Below are 17,503 nucleotides of genomic sequence, written 5' to 3' on the forward strand. Positions count from 1 at the left end.
ATATTCTATTTTTATATAGCATAAGGAGCCGACTGTATCATGATTCTTGATTATTATCGTATTTTTTACTATGTTGCCCAGTATAAGAGTTTTTCCAAAGCAGCCGACGTTATGGGAAACAATCAGCCTAACATTACCCGGTGTATGAATATTCTGGAGAATGAGCTGGGATGTAAACTTTTTATCCGTTCCAATCGCGGAGTACAGCTGACCATTGAAGGAGAAAGACTTTTTGAACATGTATCAATTGCAATAGAACAGCTTGTATCAGGAGAAAATGAACTTCTCAAAGATAAAGGTCTGGAAAGCGGACTTGTAAATATTGGTGCCAGTGAAATCGCACTGCGTTTATTCTTGCTGAACGAACTGGAAGTCTTTCATCACCGTTATCCACATGTAAAGCTGAGGATTTCTAATCATTCCACACCACAGGCAGTTCAGGCACTGGAAAACGGTCTGGTAGACTTTGCAGTAGTTACCACACCTGTCGCCCTGAAAAAACCACTTCAGAGAATTCCCCTCTATTCTTTCCGCGAGATCCTTATAGGTGGAGAGGAATATGCGGAAACAGCTTCCAACAAACACTGTCTTCAGGATCTGCAGGATATCCCTCTGATCGGGATTGCTCCCGGAAGCAGTACAAGAGAATTATATACACAGTATTTTATGCGCCATAACCTTCCCTTCTCACCTGATATGGAAGTGGCAACTACTGACCAGATCTTCCCTATGGTGCAGCACAACCTGGGAATCGGATTCTTCCCTGAAGAGCTTGCTGCTGAACATATTGCTCAAGGGAAAATCGTCCAGATTCCCATTGAAGAGCCTCTTCCTGAACGAAAGATTTGTCTGATCCGCAATGTAAAAAGGCCACAGAGCATTGCAGCACGCAGTCTTGAAGAACACCTCACATCACACCGGGAAACAGAATAACTGTTACTGCAGACAGCAGTACCCCAAAAAACAGGGATCACTCCTGCAGATATCCGGTCTGCAGTGGCAATCCCTGTTTTATTGATGTTATTTATTTAATCCTTTCATGGATAAGCTGATACGTTTTTTCTTCATATCAACTCCGATTACTCTTACATCTACGATATCCCCTACACTCACCGCTTCCAGAGGATGTTTGATAAATCTCTCTGTCATCTCGGAAATGTGCACCAGACCGTCCTGATGTACACCGATATCTACAAATGCACCGAAATCAATAACATTACGGACAGTTCCCTTCAGCACCATTCCTTCTTTCAGATCTTTCATTTCAAGAACGTCTGAACGAAGGATCGGTTTCGGCATGTCATCACGAGGATCACGGGCCGGTTTCTCCAGTTCCTTTACAATATCACGAAGTGTGATCTCACCGATTCCCAGTTCTGCTGCCATCTTCTTATAGTCTTTTACCTGCAGGGAAAGTCCAAGGAGATTTCCTGCCACAACATCATTTGGCTTATATCCAAGTTTTGAAAGAAGTGCAGATGCTGCTTCATAGCTCTCAGGATGTACACTTGTTGCATCCAGAGGATTCTTTCCACCGGAAATACGCATGAAACCTGCACACTGTTCAAATGCCTTCGGTCCTAATTTCGCTACTTTGAGAAGTTCTTTTCTGTCTGTAAACTGACCGTTCTCTTCTCTGTAAGCTACGATATTTTTGGCAATTGCTTTGCTGATACCGGAAATATACTCAAGCAGAGATGCAGATGCTGTATTTAAATCTACACCAACTTTATTTACGCTGTCTTCTACAACGCCGCTTAATGCTTCATCCAGTTTCTTCTGATTCATATCATGCTGATACTGACCCACACCGATAGATTTCGGATCGATCTTAACCAGTTCTGCAAGCGGATCCTGTACACGTCTTGCAATGGAAGCCGCACTTCTCTGTCCTACATCAAAATTCGGGAATTCCTCTGTAGCCAGTTTGCTTGCAGAATACACAGATGCTCCTGCCTCATTTGTGATAACATACTGCACCTTTTTTTCCGGGATTTCTTTGAGCATATCTACGATCACCTGCTCGGATTCACGACATGCTGTACCGTTTCCTACTGAAATAAGGGATACACCGTATTTTTCGATCATACCTTCCACTGTATCCTTGGCAGCACGGATCTTTTTCTCAGTAGTCGGAGCTGTGGGATAAACAACTGTTGTATCCAGAACTTTACCTGTTGCATCTACAACTGCCAGCTTACAGCCTGTACGGAACGCAGGGTCCCATCCAAGTACGACTTTGCCTGCGATTGGAGGCTGCATCAGAAGCTGTTCCAGATTCTTGCCGAATACATGGATTGCGCCGTCTTCTGCCTTATCAGTAAGGTCACTGCGGATTTCTCGCTCGATAGCCGGTCCGATCAGACGTTTGTAACTGTCTTCTACAACTGCTTTCAGAATCGGAGTTGTATTCGGGTTGTCTTTTTTGATCACTCTCTTATTCAAATAACGAAGGATGTCTTCCTCCGGTGCATTTACTTTAACAGTGATAAATTTCTCTTTCTCACCACGGTTTAACGCAAGAATACGGTGTCCTGCCAGTTTCCTGACTGGCTCCTCGAATTCATAATACATCTCATATACAGACTGAGTTTCCGCATTCTTTGCTGTGGAAGAAATACTTCCGTTCTTTGTTGTCAGGTTACGGATGTAGATACGATAGTCTGCTTCATCGGAAATACGCTCTGCAATAATATCTTTAGCTCCGTTCAATGCTTCTGCAACATTCTTAACACCCTTTTCTTCGGAGACGTATGCCTTGGCTTCCTCTTCTACCGGCTTGTCTGTCATCTGCAGAAGAATGATATCTGCCAGTGGTTCCAGCCCTTTCTCTTTGGCAATTGTCGCACGGGTACGACGTTTCGGGCGATATGGTCTGTATAAGTCCTCTACTACAACCAGTGTCTGGGCATCCAGAATCTGTTTCTTCAGTTCCTCAGTCAGCTTGCCCTGGTCTTCGATGCTCTTTAATACCTGATTCTTCTTATCTTCCAGATTTCTCAGATACGTCAGTCTCTCAAAGAGTGTACGAAGCTGCTCATCATTAAGGGAACCTGTTGCTTCTTTTCTGTATCGGGAAATGAATGGGATGGTGTTGCCTTCGTCAATTAATTTGACTGCGGCTTCTACCTGCCATTTCTCCACCTTCAATTCCTGTGTGATTACCTGAATAATATCCATTATTTGTTTCTCTCCTCTTGTTGCTTGTGTGCCAACAAGTTGATTTCTCGAACAATCTTGCGTCTAAATTTCTTATTTCCGCGTTGTCGTCGGTCGCCGTAGTCACCGCTACGCCTCCTTCCTCCGCCTTGAAATAAAAAAATTTATCCTGCAAGATTGTTTCAAGAATCAACTTGTCGGCACACTTGTCAGAATTCAGATTGATTTTTTATCATCAAAAACGCTCTTGTGATAGGGTATCAATCTGGCAGTGATTTGTCAAGTGCGGGATTTTTGCATACATATGTCAAAATCCCACAGGATAACAGCGTATAAAAAGTAAATTACCCAAAATATTCATTAAGCTGTGCAATAAATTCCTCCGGCACTTTCCGTTCAAACGGAAAGCTTTCAATATTTCCCAGTCTGTCTGCAATATAGCCGAGCAGAACTGCACTTCTCTCCAGTGACCAGTCTGACAGCAGTGCAATGGTGTCGTGACGGGTATGCATGCCAAACCCATCTCTGTTCAGCGTCATTGCAGGGATTCCTTTCCATGCAAAAGTATTGGAATCACTTCCCCATATCTGGTTCTTCGTTGACATTCCGATACCGATTTCATGAGCCATATATGTGAGTATACTGCAGACAGACGCATCACCGGTGATCCCTGCCACAGTTCCGCCAACAAGCTGTCCGGCAAGATCTACATTCATGTTAAAACGATGTGCCGAAAGTTCATTTTCATGAATTTTGATATAATTCTGACTTCCCAGCAGACCTTTCTCTTCTGCTCCAAACCATATGAATTCCATTGTTCTGCGTGGTCTGTGTGCATGGAAATATCTGCACAGTTCCATAATGATTGCTGCTCCGGACATATTATCATACGCCCCCGGTCCCTCCGGAACAGAATCATAATGTGCAGTCAGAGTCAGGATTTCCTCTGCCTTATCTGTCCCCTCGATACGTGCCACTACATTACGGGATGTACATGTTACTGTCTCCTGCTCTACAGATAAACATACCTGAGATGCACCCTTCGTCACCAGTTCGATGGCATCTTTGTAATGAATGCTTACGCCAGGAATCCTGTTATCATAATTGACGGCTTCTCTTCCTGCTTCCTTTTTCTCTTCTCCCGGCAGATTCTTTGGCAGAGCGTATGCACGTGGAACCAGATCCACGCCTTCATCTAACGGAGAACCTGCAATACTGATGAATCCCACAGCACCGGCTTTCACCAGCTTCCGGTACATATCTTTTCTCACTGGATCATTTACCATAACAATCTTTCCGCTGACATGTGCAAGGCTGATATCATCACCGTTCTCTGCATACGCAAATGGTGCTTCCAGCCCGTCCTCTGCTGTGTTTCCGCATCTTCCATATCCGGTTACTGTGTATTCTTTTGTGTATGGCTCTGTTACTTTCAGCTTTGCTTTTTTTATCTGAAAGGTATCAAAAGAAAATTCTTCCAGATGACTCTCCACGCCAAAACTGTCCAGAGTTTTCTGAATCCTTTCTGCTGCTTTTTCTTCTCCTGCAGTTCCTGCCTCTCTGATATAATCAAAATCTGCCAGAAATTCCAATTGACGCTTTCCACTGATCTCATTTGTATTCATAATCGTAAAAACCCTTTCCCTTTTCTTGAATTGCTATAGAAAAGACCTTTTTCTTCTGATAATATGATGTCAGGGCCAAAAGGTATTTTAACCCTGATATCATAATACTTATCATAGCAAAAAGGTCTTCAATTTAATAAACTGTATTTTTATTTCAGACTGTCAAAATATTCATCCCATGGTTTCGGTTCGTTGTCTTCTTCCTCTTCTTTTGGTGATGAATCATTCTGCTCTTTTTTATCATCCATATCTGTCTGAACATTCTGTATTTCTGTGCTGTCCGTAATATTCTGTTCATCTTCGTTTTCATAAGAAACCGATTCTTCCGGCACACGCCAGAACTGCTGCGGATGCGTCTGATCTTCCTGTGGCTGTTCACTCTGTGAATGGCTGTCAAACATAGGATTCACATAGTCTCGTGCCACACGTTCTTCTTCCTCTTTCTGCACTTTAAGCTCCCCTGTCAGATCACGATAGAACATTACTTCTGTCATGGCCATATATGGAAATATCCACAAGAGTGCAATATAGAATGTAAAAACAGAAAGAAACATCAATGGGATAAAGCTTATCTTCAGCATCAGATATCTTCCGAAGTTTCCATGCATCATCTCCAGACTCTCTTTCATAGCCTCTGTACTTTTCAATTCCGGCTTATCTGCCAGAATATAATAAGTCATCTCCAGAGGAATGACCAGAATCTGATAAACAATCATTCCAACGATCATCAGAACAACACCTGTATACAGCCAAGTGATCAGCACCTCCACAGAAGCATCTTCACCCGGAAGATTCGCATTACTGTAAATCGTATAGGGCAGCATGGTAAGCAGATTCAGTACTGCCATAAAAAATCCGGCAACGATCACTCTGTCCGGATGATGTCTGTAAAAATAAAACAGGTCATTTAATGAATATACTTTCCCTCTGGCAATATTCAGATACATATAATTCATACCTGCCGCTACCACATTGATCAGCAGAGTCAGAATAAATGTAAATGCATACGACAGCACAATATCAATTGTTTCCTCTCCCGGAAATAAAGCCGAGGATATCATGCTGCTGATTAGGGCCAGCGCCTGAACTGCAACAAATGCCAAGATCAGTATCCCATATTTTCCTGACATGGCCTGCTTCGCATAGTTTTTTAATTCACGTCTCGATGTCATGTAATTCTCCTAAATCAGTCTGCCAGACCAAAGGCATCATGTACTGCATTCATTGCGCGCACGCCGTCCTTTTCATTGATCAGAACTGTCACACGAATCTCGGATGTAGAGATCATATTGATGTTTACGCCCTCATTATAGAGGCTCTCAAACATCTTTGCAGCTACTCCGGGATTACTCATCATTCCTGCACCTACGATGGAAAGCTTCGCAATATTTCTCTCAGAATGAAGCTCTGCAAATCCAAGTCTTGCCTGATTTGCATCCAGAACTGCAACTGCATCATCCAGATCATTTCCATCGACTGTGAAAGAAATATCCTTTCTGCCCGCACGTCCGATAGACTGCAGGATCACATCTACATTAATATTCTTCTTCGCAAGGGTATCAAATAATTTAAAAGCTACACCCGGCTCATCCTTTAATCCGATTACCGCAATTCTCACTGCATCTGTATCCAGCGCAACACCGCTGATCAACATTCTCTCCACTGTAACTTCCTCCTTTACCACAGTTCCTTCACTGTTGTTTAAACTTGAACGTACCACAAGCGGCACGCCATATTTCTTCGCCATCTCCACAGAACGGTTGTGAAGCACACCTGCCCCGAGAGTCGCAAGGTCAAGCATTTCATCGTAAGTGATCTCTTTGAGCTTTCTTGCTTTCGGAACCTTACGCGGATCTGCTGTGTAAACACCATCTACATCTGTATAGATTTCACAGGCATCTGCATGAAGAGCAGCCGCAAGAGCAACCGCTGTTGTGTCAGAACCGCCTCTTCCAAGAGTCGTATAATCATCATACTTGTCAACTCCCTGGAAGCCGGTAACTATTACAATCTTTTTGCTGTCCAGCTCTCTTCTGATACGCTCTGTATCAATTCTTTTTAAACGTGCATTTCCATGACTGCTTGTCGTATGCATGGAAACCTGAAAAGCATTCAGGGAAACCGCAGGAACTCCCAGTTTATCCATCGCCATTGCCATCAGTGCAACAGACATCTGTTCTCCGATGGTAAAGAGCATATCCATCTCTCTTTTCGGCGGTTTCTCATTGACATCCCTTGCCATAGTGATCAGTTCATCCGTATATTTCCCCATTGCGGACAGAACGACAACCACGTCATTTCCTTTTCTGTACTCTTCTATACAGCGGCTGGCAACATTAAAGATACGTTCTTTATTTGCAACCGATGTACCGCCAAATTTCTTGACAATCAACATTGTTTTACTTCCTCCATAATAAGTTTACAGGAAAGAGAAGATTCTCATATCTTCCCTTTCCTGTTCTGTTTACAGTAATCACTGTACAAATATTTATCTGAAGTATTGTATCAGTGTCCACCTTATCAGGCACACTATATGATACACGAAATCTGTCAGTTTATCAATCTTTAACTCGAATCTTTGCAAGTACCTGATCTCCGATCTGAGCCAGTTTCTCTTCAAATGCTCCCTGTGTCATTTCATCAGTGATAAATGCACATTCCTGTGGAAGCTGTCCCAGGCTGATGATCTCAACATCACCAAATACCTTCTTCGCTTCTTCTGCTGCTTCTTTTTTGATTCTCACAAAAAATCTTTCTGTCACTTCATCCAGTGGTTTCAGTACTGCCGGAGTGCTGTTCCAGTTTGTCACAATATTAACATGGAGATGTTTTGCGGCATCCACAATATCACCAACTACAGCACTTGCTGTAGGCAGTTTACCTGCACCGCTTCCATAGAACATGGCATCTCCAAGCATATTTCCATGTACAAATACTGCATTAAACACATCATTTACACTGTAAAGAGGGCTGTTCTGGCCGAGCATAAACGGTGCTACCATTGCATAACAGGTTCCGTCTGCCAGTCTGCGGCTGGTTCCAAGAAGTTTGATGGTTCTGCCAAGCTTTGCAGCATACTCCATATCTTCAGGTGTGATTTTTGTAATTCCCTCTGTATAAATATCTTCAAAATCAAAATATCTCTCATAAGCAAGAGAGGAAAGGATTGCGATCTTACGGCATGCATCGTATCCTTCCACGTCGGCGGTAGGATCTGCCTCTGCATAACCCTTCTGCTGTGCTTCCTTTAATACAGTGTCAAATTCACAGCCTTCTGTGATCATCTTATAAAGCATGTAGTTGGTAGTTCCGTTCAGGATACCTGTTACTTCGTCAATCTCATCTCCTGTAAGGGAAGAATTGATGACACGAATGATCGGGATTCCGCCGCCACAGCTTGCTTCAAATAAGAAGTTAATGCTCTTTTCCTTTGCAATATCCATCAGCTCGCGGCCATGCTTTGCAACCAGAGCCTTATTGGAAGTGCAGACATTCTTTCCTGCCAGAAGTGCCTTCTTTACAAAAGTATAAGCAGGCTCCACACCGCCCATAACCTCTACTACAATATCTACTTCCGGATCACTGACGATCTGTTCATAATCATGGACCAGAACCTTCTCTACCGGCTGTCCCGGAAAATCACGAAGATCCAGAACATATTTTACATGAAGTTCCTGTCCGGCACGTCTGGAAATGCTCTCTTTATTTTCATTTAATACTTCAAATACACCGCTTCCAACTGTGCCATATCCTAAAATTGCTACATTGATCATTTTCTTTTACTCCCTGCCTAATATTTTCAGATAATGAATTCCTTCATTCTGTTCAATCGTCTCTACCATTGCTTCTGCATCTCCCTCGCCCGGAAGAATGTCCACACTCAGAGTAAGTGTGGCAATCCCATTGATAGGAATACTCTGATGAATGGTGAGAATGTTTCCATGAAACCGTGCAATCGTCTGCAGGACAACCGACAAAAGCCCCGGTTCATCATCCATCTGGATAATAAAGGTGATCGTCTTTCCCCTTGTCTCTTCATGAAATGGAAAAATATCATCTTTGTATTTGTAGAAAGAGCTTCTGCTGATTCCTGTGCGCTCTGCTGCATCCTGTACAGTGTCCACTTTGCCGGAGTCCAGAAGCTTCTTTGCCTCCACCACCTTCAGCAGGACTTCCGGAACTGCTCGTTCCCTCACTACAAAATATTTCTTTTTCTCTGTTACTGGTTTCTGCATATCAATTTACCTGTCCGTTCTTTAAAGACATTTGTTTTTACACACTGGATATATTATCACACCACACAAAAATACGCAAGAAATATATTCTGCTGAATCATTGTGTAAAATCATTATGCCTCAACACGAAAAAGGCTGTCCTGATTTCAGACAGCCTTTTTTATTCTTTTATTTCTTCAGTGCGATCCATTTCAGATATGCATTGATGAAAATATCAATTCCTCCGTCAAGTACTGCATCCACATTTCCGGTCTCCTCGTTTGTACGATGATCCTTTACCATGGTATATGGCTGCATAACATAAGAACGGATCTGATTTCCCCATCCGATATCTGTCACCTCACCGCGGATACCAGAGAGTTTTTCCTCTGCCTCCTGCTGCTTGAGAAGATACAGCTTGGCTTTCAGCATCTGCATGGCTTTATCTTTATTCATGTGCTGAGAACGTTCATTCTGACACTGTACCACGATTCCGGTAGGATAATGTGTGATACGGATGGCAGATGATGTCTTGTTGATATGCTGACCGCCGGCACCACTGCTTCGATAAGTATCAATACGGATCTCATCGTCATTGATCTCTACATCCAGATCCTTCTTGATATCCGGCATAACATCACAGGATACAAAAGATGTCTGTCGCTTACCTGCTGCATTGAAAGGAGAAATACGCACCAGACGGTGAACTCCCTTCTCTGATTTCAGATAACCGTAAGCATTTGTTCCGTTTACCTGGAAAGTAACAGATTTGATACCTGCCTCATCGCCGTCCAGATAATCCAGCACTTCCAGGGTAAATCCTTTCTTATCTGCCCAGCGACTGTACATACGGTAAAGCATACCGCACCAGTCACAGGCCTCTGTTCCGCCTGCACCTGCATTCAGCTTAATGATAGCATTCTCACTGTCATATTCTCCGGAAAGAAGTGTCTTGATACGGATATTGTCAAAATCCTTCTGAAACTCATCCAGCATTTCCTGAATCTCAGGAATCAGTGCAGGATCGTTCTCCTCATATCCCATCTCGATCATGGTTTCCATATCTTCCATCTGTGTAACCAGATTCTGATAGGTCTCCATGTCATCTTTCATGTCTTTTAATTCTTTCATTTTCTTCTGGGAAACTTCTGCATCATCCCAGAAATCAGGCGCTTCCATTTCGCGCTCTAATTCTTCGACCTTCTGCTCTTTGTTAGCCAGGTCAAAGTGAATCCCTCACTTCCACTAATGGTTCTGTATAAGTCGCAAGAATGCTCTTGAACTGGTCTAATTCAACCACAGCTTCACCCACTTTCTTATTATAAATATTCTCTGTCGGACTCCCTGTGGATAACCGACTGAATTGCTATAGATTATAGCAGTCCTAGTAAATAATTCGTTTAAAATAATACCATATCTTTAAGCAAATTACAAACAAAGAATTACCCACAGTGTGAAATGATCATTTATCGTTACATTTCACACTGTGGGTAATCATACTTTACACTGAATTGCGCATAAAGCCTGTATAATTTACGAGAAGAAGCTCTCTGCAACACTGATATCTGCAATATATCCCACTGTTCCTGTCATATAGATAGTTCCGTCCTCTTCCATATCGATCTGTATCATTCCGCCCGGCTGATTTACATTAATACGGGATTCTACCAGCCCCAGCTTATAGGCTGCCGCTGCTGCCGCACAGCTTCCTGTTCCGGAAGCCTTTGTATATCCGGAACCTCTTTCCCAGATTTCAATCTCCAGATTTCCCTTGTCGACCTGACGGCAGATCTGCAGGTTCATTCTCTCCGGAAATTCATCTGCATTCTCCACATAAGGTCCCAGATTCTTTACAGCTTCTGCACTTACATTGTCTGTAAAAATAATGCAGTGTGGATTACCAACTGTCAGGCAGGTAGCCTTGTATTCTTTTCCATGGAATACGAAATTCTCCTTAATTACTTCACGAACTTCACCGGAAACAGGGATATCGCTGGAGATAAAAGATGGTTTTCCAATGTTTACTTTAAATTCCGTTGCCCGGCTGTTCAGGCATTCCACATGAATCGTGCCTGACATAGTTTCAATGTCAAATTTTTTCTCAGTAATATATCCATTGTCCATCAGATATTTGGCAAAAATACGCACGCCGTTTCCACTGATGGCAGTTTCACTTCCGTCTGCATTAAAAATACGCACACCCAATTTCCCATCAATTTCTACCGGTCCATAGAGCACACCGTCAGCGCCAAGCCCAAATCCTCTCTGGCAGAGAAGTGCAATCTTCTTTCCCTGAAGCTGTACCTGATTTTTCTTCGGATCAAGAATCAGATAATCGTTTCCAAGTCCCTGATATTTACTCATAATAATTGTATTTGCCATAACCATATCTCTCCTTCTGATTTATAATCCCGGATACTTCCCGCTTTTGTATCTGCATCGATAATCAATTGTCGGGCAATCTTTCCAACTCACTTCGCCACTTGTCTGAGTCCCCACCCACTGCTTATTGCTCTTCGCAACCTCCGCAGGGGACTTACTTGATTCGGTTAAATTTTGTGTCAGGCAATTTTCTCATATCACATCCTGACTTTACAGTCATTATATTCTATTATTTTTACCATGTATATAGAGTAAAATGCTTGAAATATTGCAAAAAATGCTCTGTAAGTGTTACAAAAAAGACCATTATATCAGTTCTCTGATATAACAGCCTTACAGCAGCATCACTCCTCTCTGTTCAGTTTTCTATTTCTTTACCCTATTTCGAAATAGTTACAAAGTTTTTACGATTACTTTGTAATTGCATGATACTATTATCGTGTAATAATGTCAATATCTTTGTAGCATATTTTCTCAGAAATTATAAAATATATTCGTTACTATTTGTTACATTCTTAGTAATAATTGTACATTTGCGCATTAAATGATATGATTATACCATGAATCAAACTTTTCCCTCCGCTTATTGCTTTCCACTGCTTATTTCTTTTCACAATCTCCACAGGGGACTTGCTTGATTCGATTAAATAATCATTGCAGATATCGGAGGCAGATATGTTATTATCAGAACAGTTCTATCAGACAGAAAAAACAGGATACCTGAACGAACAATTCCGACTTTTTCATCTTAAAGACCAGACCAGAAAGGAATTCTCTTACCATTATCATGATTTTCACAAGGTAGTTATCTTCATCTCCGGCAAGGCTGCTTATCATATAGAAGGAAAAGCTTATCAACTGAAACCATGGGACATTCTTCTGGTAAACCGCCATGCCATCCACCGCCCGGAGATTGATCCATCTGTTCCATATGAACGTTTTATTCTCTGGGTCCAAAACGATATTCCCTGGCAGGAACTGCTGAAATGCTTCCAGAAAGCAAATGACCGAAGCTATAATCTGGTACGTCTGAACTCTGCTCTTCAGGAAAAGATGAAAGACATCCTGTTTGAACTGGAAAATTCTGCAAAATCCGATGAATATGGAAGGGAAATCCTGACACAGTCACTTTTTCTTCAGTTTATGGTTTATCTGAACCGTATCTTTCTGGAAAAGCAGTACATATTTGATAAAAAATCCTACACCTTTGACTCGCAAATTGCCAGTATCCTTCAGTATATCAACCACAATCTGAAAGAAGATCTGTCTGTAGAAACGCTTTCTGCCAGATATTATGTAAGCAAGTACCATCTGATGCGGAAGTTCAAACAAGAAACCGGCTATACCCTTCATAATTATATTGTAAACAAGCGGCTTCTTATGGCACGTACTCTGATCTCAAATGGAATGCCTGTGACAAAAGCAGCACAGGAAAGCGGGTTCGCAGAATACAGCACTTTTTCCCGGGCATACCGTAAACAGTTCAAAACCAACCCCAGCGAAGAACTGCCTCATTATAGCAATCCTCTAAAATAATATATCCACTACCTTTACACAACAATTCCATAACACAAAAAAGATGTAACCATGTCTGAAAGAATCTTTCTTCTCAGACATAATTACATCTTTTATTGTTCTCAGGTCGGACAGATATTCGCGCTCCGCTTACTGTTTCACTTTCTTCTTCGCTGTCGCACAGTAGAATACGAATCCCAGCAGTACCAGTGCCACGATCATCCATCCGGCCAGTGCTGCTGTTCCCAGACCTGCAAATTTATCATAGTAACCTTTCAGATAGATCACAATGATAATCGCCGGAATTCCATAGGCAACATAATTTTTCAGACATTTCGGGAATTTCATGCCTGTACCGGCATTCACCTCTGCAATGAAATTGTCCCATCCCCATCCGTTCTTTCTGGTACAAAACAGAAGGTAACCAAGACTTCCAAGAGGAAGAAGGTTATTAGAAACAATAAAGTCTTCCAGATCCATGATGTTGCTTCCATCTCCGAATGGCTGGAATCCGGAAAGTACATTGAATCCAAGCACACATGGAATGCTTAAGATCACAACAAGAACTGCGCAGACAACAACACTCTTTTTACGGTTCCAGCCAAACAGTTCCATATTAAACACGATCAGGTTCTCAAATACAGCAATGATCGTTGAAACCGCAGCAAATGTCAGAAACAGGAAGAACAGACTTCCCCACAAAGCCCCTCCGCTCATCTTTGCAAAAATATTGGGCAGAGTGATAAAGATAAGGCTTGGACCTGCATCCGGCTGGATTCCATAGGAGAAGCATGCCGGAATAATGATAAATCCTGCTGTCAGCGCAACAAAAGTATCGAGTACGGTGATGCTTACCGCCTCTCCGGTAAGGCTTCTGGATTTGTCCAGATAACTTCCGAAGATCAGCATGGCACCAATACCAATGGATAATGTAAAGAATGACTGACTCAATGCCGCAAATACTACATTACCAACTCCTGCTTCCTTAATCTTCTGAAAATCAGGAATCAGATAGAAGCGGATTCCTTCTCCCGCGCCTTCCATCATTACTGAATGAACCGCAAGGATCACCATAATGATAAGCAGTGCACTCATCATTACTTTGGAGATTTTTTCAATACCATTCTGCAATCCCATGAAACAGACTGCAAATCCGATCAGACAGATGATCACCATCCATAACATCATCGTCGGTGCATTTCCCAGCATGTCGGAAAAAGACTGTGTTACTGCTTCCGGAGTCGCTCCAACGAAATCTCCCCGCAGACTCTTCACACAATAGTAGATCATCCATCCTCCTACTGTTGTGTAAAACATCATCAGCATATAACATCCAATAATACCAATAAATTTCAATGGCTTCCAGCAGTTTCCTGCAGGTGCCAGTTTGTCAAAACATTTCGCAACACTTGTGTGGCTTCCCCGTCCTACCGCAAATTCTGCTACCAGAACCGGAATACCGAGAATAACCAGAAAACATAAGTAGATCAGGATAAAGGCCGCGCCTCCATATGCCCCGCAGATATACGGAAACTTCCACACGTTTCCAATACCGATGGCACATCCTGCTGACACCAGGATAAAACCAAGGCGTGAGCCGAAAGACTCTCTTTTCATACTGTTTTTCCCCCTTTATGGAATTGTTATGTGACTGTTCATCAATCATAATCACATAGCTGTGGATGTACTGAACAGTTCAGACAGATATTCACAATCTGCCAATTCAACGCGCTAACGTGTTTTTGCGCACGATAAAAGGGCCTCATGATTCAGCCCTTTTATTTTGCAGCAGACATGATCTGCTCACAATGTTCTGTTTACAAAATCATTACTGCCCGCTCTGTAGTAATGAACTCACCACTTATAGAAATGGGAATCTTCTCAACTGAGATAAACGAGTCAGGCCTTATTCTTACGTCCACAGCACTGTTTGTATTTCTTACCGCTTCCACATGGGCAGGGATCGTTCGGATATACTTTGATTTCTTTTCTCTGAACCGGTTTCTTAGGACCGGCACTGTCATCCTTGTTTGTTCCGGTAACTTTAGCTACCTGTTCACGCTCGATCTTCTGCTCTACATGTACATGGTACAGCATACGAAGAGTATCTTCCTGAATGGATGTGATCATCTCGTTGAACATATCAAATGCACTCATTTTATATTCAACAACCGGATCTCTCTGTCCATAAGCAGCAAGTCCGATACCCTGACGAAGGATTTCCATATCATCAATGTGATCCATCCACTTGCTGTCAATGCATTTCAGAAGTACAACTCGCTCTAATTCACGAAGCTGCTCCGGTTCCGGGAACTCTGCTTCTTTTTCTTCATAGAGCTTCACTGCCTCTTCTTTCAGTTCATGTCTGATCTCATCGCGTTTCTTGCCTTTTACACTCTCAGCTGTAAGCGGTCTGATCGGAATGATCGGAGTAAGAACACCGTTAAATTCATTCAGATCCCACTCTTCAGAATCTACATCATCAGAGAAACACATATCAACATAAGTATCCACTGTATCCTGGATCATCTTATAGATTGCTTCGCGCATATTCTCACCGTCGAGAACCTGACGACGTTCTTTGTAGATGATCTCACGCTGTTCATTGTTTACCTGGTCATAATCAAGAAGATTCTTACGGATACCAAAGTTGTTAAACTCAATCTTCTCCTGAGCTTTCTCAATTGCATTGGAAAGCATCTTGTGCTCAATCTGTTCATTCTCTGCAACACCAAGAGATGTAAAGATCTTCATCAGTCTCTCAGAACCGAACAGACGCATCAGGTCATCTTCCAGGGAAATATAGAAACGGGATTCACCCGGATCTCCCTGACGTCCGGAACGTCCGCGAAGCTGATTATCAATACGTCTGGACTCATGACGTTCTGTACCGATGATCATCAGACCACCTGCATTTCTTGCCACATCATCCAGCTTGATATCTGTACCACGACCAGCCATGTTAGTGGCGATCGTAACTGCTCCTGCCTGACCTGCCTGTGAGACAATCTCTGCCTCAAGTTCATGGAACTTGGCATTCAATACATTATGTTTGATTCCCTGTCTCTTCAGCATACGGCTGAGAAGCTCGGAAGTTTCAATCGTAATGGTACCGACCAGTACAGGCTGCTGTTTCGCATGAGCTTCCACTACAGCATTGACAACTGCGTTGAATTTCTCTTTCTTTGTCATATAAACAGCATCTTCATGGTCAACTCGGATAACCGGTCTGTTAGTCGGGATCTCTACAACGTCCATTGCATAGATATCACGGAATTCTTTCTCCTCTGTGACAGCTGTACCGGTCATACCGCCCTTCTTATCATATTTATTAAAGAAGTTCTGGAAAGTGATGGTTGCCAGAGTCTTGCTCTCACGTTTGATCTTAACATGCTCTTTCGCTTCGATTGCCTGATGAAGACCATCTGAGTAACGGCGTCCCGGCATGATACGTCCGGTGAATTCATCAACAATAAGGATTTCATCATCTTTAACTACATAATCCTGATCCTTATGCATCAGGTTATGGGCGCGAAGTGCAAGTGTAATATTATGCTGGATCTCCAGATTCTCCGGATCTGCCAGGTTTTCAATATGGAAAAATTTCTCAACCTTATGAACGCCCTGCTCTGTAAGGTTTACGATCTTATCTTTTTCATTTACAACGAAGTCACCTGTCTCGATAACTTCTTCACCCATGATGGCTGCCATCTTGGTCATCTCATGGCTGGCTTCACCGCGCTCTAACTGCTGAGCAAGGATATCGCAGGCCTCGTATAACTTGGTTGACTTACCGCTCTGTCCGGAAATGATCAGAGGGGTACGTGCCTCGTCGATGAGAATGGAGTCGACCTCATCGATGATACAGTAGTGCAGATCTCTCTGTACCAGCTGTTCTTTATAGATGACCATGTTGTCACGCAGATAATCGAAACCGAGTTCGTTGTTCGTAACATAGGTAACATCACAGTTGTATGCAGCACGACGCTCATCCTGCTTCATATCATTTAAAACAACACCGACTGTCAGGCCAAGAAACTCATGAATCTTTCCCATTTCTTCCGCATCTCGTTTAGCCAGGTAATCGTTGACTGTTACGACATGCACACCTTTGCCTTCCAGTGCATTTAAATATGACGGAAGTGTGGCGACAAGTGTTTTACCTTCACCTGTTCTCATCTCTGCGATACGTCCCTGATGGAGAATGATACCACCGATAAGCTGCACACGGAAATGTTCCATTCCAAGAACACGCTTGCCTGCTTCACGTACAACCGCAAATGCCTCAGGAAGCAGATCATCCAGTGTCTCTCCCTCTTCAAGACGTTTCTTAAATTCTCTTGTTTTTCCTCTGAGTTCTTCGTCGCTTAACTTCTGCATGTCCGGGCGCAGGCTCTCAATTTTCTCAACCAGAGGCATGATACGCTTAACCTCTCGCTGGCTGCGGGTCCCGAATACTTTTGAAAACATATTCATATTAGGTTTTACTCCTGTTTATTTCTTTTTTATACAAGCATTGCTGCCATATAACAATTGCTACTGTGCGGAATAATTTCTGTTCACTCCGTCCACAGCAGACATGTCAGCAGCATGCGAACATTACAAACG

General features: G+C 42.7%; 12 protein-coding genes. 2 read left to right on the forward strand and 10 right to left on the reverse strand.

Features of this window, described 5'->3' with window-relative positions; genetic code table 11:
• Positions 1-39 precede the first annotated feature (39 nt).
• Positions 40-933, forward strand: coding sequence for a LysR family transcriptional regulator (locus AC075L_RS15010; RefSeq protein ID WP_008706289.1), 894 nt, complete (start codon positions 40-42; stop codon positions 931-933).
• A gap of 87 nt (positions 934-1,020) precedes the next feature.
• On the opposite strand, the gene AC075L_RS15015 is transcribed toward AC075L_RS15010, so the two are convergent.
• The 8 genes from AC075L_RS15015 to dapF all read right to left on the reverse strand — a co-directional run bounded on the left by AC075L_RS15015 (position 1,021) and on the right by dapF (position 11,380).
• Positions 1,021-3,180, reverse strand: coding sequence for a Tex family protein (locus tag AC075L_RS15015; protein ID WP_118409152.1), 2,160 nt, complete (start codon positions 3,178-3,180; stop codon positions 1,021-1,023).
• 323 nt (positions 3,181-3,503) lie between these two features.
• The gene (locus tag AC075L_RS15020) at positions 3,504-4,784 is read right to left on the reverse strand and encodes a M28 family metallopeptidase (protein ID WP_055057889.1); all 1,281 of its coding nucleotides are present in this window, start codon (positions 4,782-4,784) and stop codon (positions 3,504-3,506) included.
• Between the two features lie 149 nt (positions 4,785-4,933).
• Complete coding sequence (locus tag AC075L_RS15025; RefSeq protein ID WP_118409151.1) at positions 4,934-5,956, reverse strand: DUF975 family protein; 1,023 nt, start codon at positions 5,954-5,956, stop codon at positions 4,934-4,936.
• Positions 5,957-5,970: 14 nt separating this feature from the next.
• A complete protein-coding gene (locus AC075L_RS15030; RefSeq protein ID WP_008706282.1) occupies positions 5,971-7,179 on the reverse strand; it encodes an aspartate kinase in 1,209 nt (402 codons plus the stop codon).
• Positions 7,180-7,342: 163 nt separating this feature from the next.
• The gene (locus tag AC075L_RS15035; protein ID WP_476387867.1) at positions 7,343-8,557 is read right to left on the reverse strand and encodes a homoserine dehydrogenase; all 1,215 of its coding nucleotides are present in this window, start codon (positions 8,555-8,557) and stop codon (positions 7,343-7,345) included.
• A 6-nt stretch (positions 8,558-8,563) separates the two neighbouring features.
• Positions 8,564-9,019: an ACT domain-containing protein gene (locus AC075L_RS15040; protein WP_008706279.1), complete on the reverse strand. Its 456-nt coding sequence runs from the start codon at positions 9,017-9,019 to the stop codon at positions 8,564-8,566.
• A gap of 168 nt (positions 9,020-9,187) precedes the next feature.
• Positions 9,188-10,298, reverse strand: a protein-coding gene (prfB, locus tag AC075L_RS15045; RefSeq protein WP_096788358.1) for a peptide chain release factor 2 whose coding sequence is annotated in 2 segments (ribosomal slippage) — positions 9,188-10,222 and positions 10,224-10,298 — 1,110 coding nt in all. Because the reading frame shifts where the segments join, the coding sequence is not laid out codon by codon here.
• A gap of 233 nt (positions 10,299-10,531) precedes the next feature.
• Entirely contained in the window at positions 10,532-11,380 is an 849-nt protein-coding gene (gene dapF / locus AC075L_RS15050; RefSeq protein WP_330674782.1) for a diaminopimelate epimerase, read from the reverse strand.
• A 675-nt stretch (positions 11,381-12,055) separates the two neighbouring features.
• On the opposite strand from dapF, the gene AC075L_RS15055 reads away from it, so the two are divergent.
• On the forward strand, positions 12,056-12,916 hold the full coding sequence (locus AC075L_RS15055) for a helix-turn-helix domain-containing protein (protein WP_270434712.1): 861 nt from the start codon (positions 12,056-12,058) through the stop codon (positions 12,914-12,916).
• Between the two features lie 129 nt (positions 12,917-13,045).
• Here the strand turns inward: AC075L_RS15055 and AC075L_RS15060 are convergent, their stop codons facing one another.
• Positions 13,046-14,512 carry a sodium-dependent transporter gene (locus tag AC075L_RS15060; protein WP_022380009.1) on the reverse strand — a complete coding sequence of 489 codons (1,467 nt, stop codon included), beginning with the start codon at positions 14,510-14,512 and terminating at the stop codon, positions 13,046-13,048.
• Positions 14,513-14,794: 282 nt separating this feature from the next.
• Complete coding sequence (secA, locus tag AC075L_RS15065) at positions 14,795-17,371, reverse strand: preprotein translocase subunit SecA (RefSeq protein WP_025578833.1); 2,577 nt, start codon at positions 17,369-17,371, stop codon at positions 14,795-14,797.
• Between the last annotated feature and the right edge of the window lie 132 nt (positions 17,372-17,503).

The organism is Blautia sp. ZXY-1-B12 (assembly GCF_056339915.1).